A 3,895-nucleotide genomic window follows, 5' to 3' on the forward strand; every position below is an offset into this window, starting at 1 on the left:
TCTCAGATATTTATTTCGCTCAAAATTATTTGAGCTTTTTCTGAGTGATTGTCACCGGATTTGGTATCAGCTTCAAGCTGACCTCGTTGCGGCGACAGATAAAAACTATACACAGGTTTTCGGACAGTTACAAATCGGATCGGTGCTTTTAGAGGTGACTGTGGTTACACCTGCAGTTTCCACTCCTAAAGCAGGCTTGATGGTCATCGGTCGTGACGACCCTGGCGCCCATGCACGTTCCGGTACCCACGAAATTCGTTGCTGCACTCTGGCAGCCAACACAGGAACCTACAACCACAGCCACTACACCCGGGGTGCCTTCCGAACTCCTTGCTAGATTCTCCGTCGTTGAGTGACTTCGGCTTGCCACGAGAGCGGGAACGAGTCATTGCTGCTGTCGCTTGTTTTCGTTTTCCAGTTTCGAGGCCGACTGCGACTCCGCCATTCACCGGGCGCTGTTGAGCTACCTCGCTCTTACCCATGCATGGCCATGGAGTGCGTCGCTGTCAGTCGCCTCGGATTGACCGCTGCACTGGAAGCACTTGCAACGATGACAAGATGGCAATCGATCAATCCCCACCCACTCATATATGGACAATCAAATTCAGGCAGGAAGTTGGTCCGGGGTGCTCCTCACACAACTTGGCGTTGTTAGCTGTCCGAAACAGCACAGCCTAATCCGCCACCAACCTTGTCCTCGTAGACTTCGCGCTGGAATTGGCCTCTCCTCGATTCACATATTTGGATCACAGCTTGGTCCAGAAACGTAAACGGGACCGCCTGAAACATCATTCGATAACTGCGCTACACGAAGTGAACATATAAGAGCCGCAAAGACGCCTGCGCTTATCACTCGAAACCAGTTCAGCAGGTCCTGCCGTTCCAGGATTCGGATGCATGGAAAACTCTGCGGTGAATGATGACCAGGGCATTCCGTTTCTCGAAGTAGAGCACATAGCGTTTTGCAAGGAGGTAAGAATTGGGTGTTCCCGGTTCCAGCTTTCCCGTACGTATACAGATCGCAGTCAAAACACCTCTGGATGCTGTTCGACAGTTTGTGGCCCACCTGAGTTCGCACCTGGGATGTTGTAACGCCACTGTGCTCGTAAGATTCGAAGATTCCTACTAGCGCTTCTTATAAACGTCGTCTCCATCGGCTTGCGACGAGCTCGAGGCTCGCTAATAGCGGGCTTCCCGTGAAGACTCACTGCACCAGCTCAGGCTCCATGCGGTGGATCCGCCTATCTGGTTAGCAATGCATTCCCTAAATACTTTCCAGCGCTGATTGGCCACACAAGTATGTAGACAGAAATGGTTGGCACGGCTGTACACCCCAAAGAGTGCCTGGGGTCGGCAAATCCCAGATTTCCTCATCCGTCGCAGATGTTGGATGGATTCTACGATTAGCGTGCCCACCGCGGCGCAATATTCTTTGCTAGCTGCCATGCAGCCAACCGAGGTTTCCGGCCCAGGGATCCTTTATGTCTACAGGCGTACAGCGTTGGAGACACGAGAACAGGATTCGGGCCAATGGCTATTCACGGAAAATGTTTGGGCATAAAAAAATCGCGGAACCGAAGTTCCGCGATATTTGTGACCCCAACGGGATTCGAACCCGTGTTGCCGCCGTGAGAGGGCGGAGTACTAGGCCGCTATACGATGGGGCCGTATGCTGAAGATAAATCTTCAGCTCACCAAATTGCTTTGGTGAAGCGCTGGGATACCAGGACTCGAACCTAGAATGACGGAACCAGAAACCGTTGTGTTGCCAATTACACCATATCCCAATATGACTTGCTATTCATTTGCTTGATCAGATATCCGATCAGCAATGAATGCCTTAGCACGAGATATAACTATACCTAAAAAGTTCCCTGAACGCACATCCAAAGACGCCATCCTCGAGTGATCTACGGCTCGTTACTCATCTGAAAGGCAAAGATGCGCGATGTTCGCGATATCTGGAGCCAATATCGGGCCTAGGGATTTCCCTCGGGTCAATCCTGATCGGCTCAAGAATAAGAAAAAGGGACCCAGTTGAACTGGGCCCCTCTTAATCGTTATTGGTCGGGATAACAGGATTTGAACCTGCGACCTCGTCGTCCCGAACGACGCGCGCTACCAAGCTGCGCCATATCCCGTGATCAAGAACGTTTTTACTCTACACCCTGAGCATTCTGATCACATAATCCTTTTCCGATAGACCGGTAGGGCCAAGGACCGGCACCGGCCAACAGCGTTGCAGCTATATAGCTTTACCCGGGTTCAGGATATTCAATGGATCCAGTAGCGACTTGATGCTGCGTTGAAGCTGCAGCACATCTGCCGATTGTTCCCATGGCAACCAGTCCTTTTTGATCAGGCCAACACCGTGCTCACCCGTAATCGTTCCTCCCAGTTCCAAAGCAATGCGCACGGAACTCTCAACAGCGCGGTGCAATCGGGCCAGCGGATCGCCAACGTCGCCAGGTTCTACAGAAAATGTGGGATGCAAATTGCCGTCGCCAACATGGGAGATCATTCGCAAGTCGACTCGCTCTTGCCTTGCAGCCGCCTGCAGCCGGTGAACGTACTCGACCATTTTGCTCTTCGGAATTGCTACGTCTTCACCGGTCCGATAGGCATCATCTTTGGTGTCTCCCCTGCTGGTGCGTCGCATTTCGATGAGTTGACTAGCCTCGCTGCTTCCTGCCGAGCTGAGTACGACATTGCTACCAGCAAATACCTCGCGGATGGCTTCCTCTTCACGAGCTGCTCCATATCCGTCTAGCCTGGCCAACAACATGGCTCCACCTGACGCAGAGAGATTGGTTGAATACTGTTTGTCCAAGACCTGAATGGTCGCGTGGTCGATCAGCTCCAGAATCGCTGGCTGGATCCTGGCTTTTGCAATGAGCTGCACACCGTGAACCGCTTCTTCGAGTGAAGGGAAAAGCAAAGAGACGTCACGTTCGTCTACAGGCAAGTAACGCAATCGAAGCACGGCTCGCACTACAACGCCCAAGGTTCCCTCGGATCCCGTGAATAGTGCTGTTAGGTCGTAGCCGGCTACACCCTTGAAGGTATTCTTGCCAACGCGTATCAGGCGCCCGTCAGCAAGGACAACATCCAGTGACAGAACTGATTCGCGCGTAACACCATACTTGGCGCAGCGTAGACCACCCGCATTCGTAGCGACGTTGCCGCCTAGGGTGGACATCTTGTAGCTTGCCGGATCGGGGGCATACATCAAACCAAATTTGGCAACTGCCACATTGAGGTCGTGATTAATGACCCCAGGCTCGACAACAGCAATTTCATCATCGGGGCGGATATCGAGGATCCGGTTCATCCTGCTCAGATTGAGAATGACGGCTTCACCTAAGACATGGACACCGCCAGATACACCTGTGCCGGCCCCACGGCTAATCACCGGCATTCCAAATTCGGTAGCCAGTTGCATAAGCTGCTGGACCTGTTGCGCTTCTGTAGGAAAGACGACTGCAATGGGATTAATCGGCATCTCGGATAACTGTCCGAAGTCCCTAGAATTTTCCGATAAAACGAATTCCTCCTGGACTACCGATTCATCAGGAAGAACCTTCTTAAGATTTTCAAGAAAAGACACTTGTTTACTAGACACCTTTGTCTCCACGGTCGCTAGGAATCCGAACTTACTTTAGACACTACGACCAAAGAAGTGCCATCGAAAGTTCATGACCGCTTTCCGCGCGGTCCCCGGTCAGCATCCAAAGCTCTTTAAACAGGAAAAAAGGGGGGCCAGGCACCCACCCGAACCCCCACCAACCAACACCAACCAACACCAACCAACAAGCCAGCCCAGCACCAACCTGTTTAGCTGGTTAAACAAGTAAGGGCCCCAACACACGATCGTGTCAGGGCCCAAACCACATAT

Annotated in this window: 2 protein-coding genes and 3 tRNA genes; 1 reads left to right on the forward strand and 4 read right to left on the reverse strand. The window is 52.2% G+C overall.

Annotation, left to right across the window (positions count from 1 at the left end):
* The coding region (locus AC6CHO_RS17140) for a hypothetical protein (RefSeq protein WP_498216695.1) at positions 1 to 337 on the forward strand (337 nt) is incomplete at its 5' end.
* 1,257 nt (positions 338 to 1,594) lie between these two features.
* On the opposite strand, the gene AC6CHO_RS17145 is transcribed toward AC6CHO_RS17140, so the two are convergent.
* From AC6CHO_RS17145 to AC6CHO_RS17160, 4 genes are all read right to left on the reverse strand, one after another.
* Positions 1,595 to 1,667, reverse strand: a tRNA-Glu gene (locus tag AC6CHO_RS17145).
* 48 nt (positions 1,668 to 1,715) lie between these two features.
* Positions 1,716 to 1,787, reverse strand: a tRNA-Gln gene (locus tag AC6CHO_RS17150).
* Between the two features lie 277 nt (positions 1,788 to 2,064).
* Positions 2,065 to 2,141 (reverse strand) — tRNA-Pro (locus AC6CHO_RS17155).
* A gap of 104 nt (positions 2,142 to 2,245) precedes the next feature.
* Positions 2,246 to 3,622: an FAD-binding oxidoreductase gene (locus AC6CHO_RS17160; RefSeq protein WP_498216696.1), complete on the reverse strand. Its 1,377-nt coding sequence runs from the start codon at positions 3,620 to 3,622 to the stop codon at positions 2,246 to 2,248.
* Between the last annotated feature and the right edge of the window lie 273 nt (positions 3,623 to 3,895).

The organism is Glutamicibacter sp. GQ173, assembly GCF_059759215.1.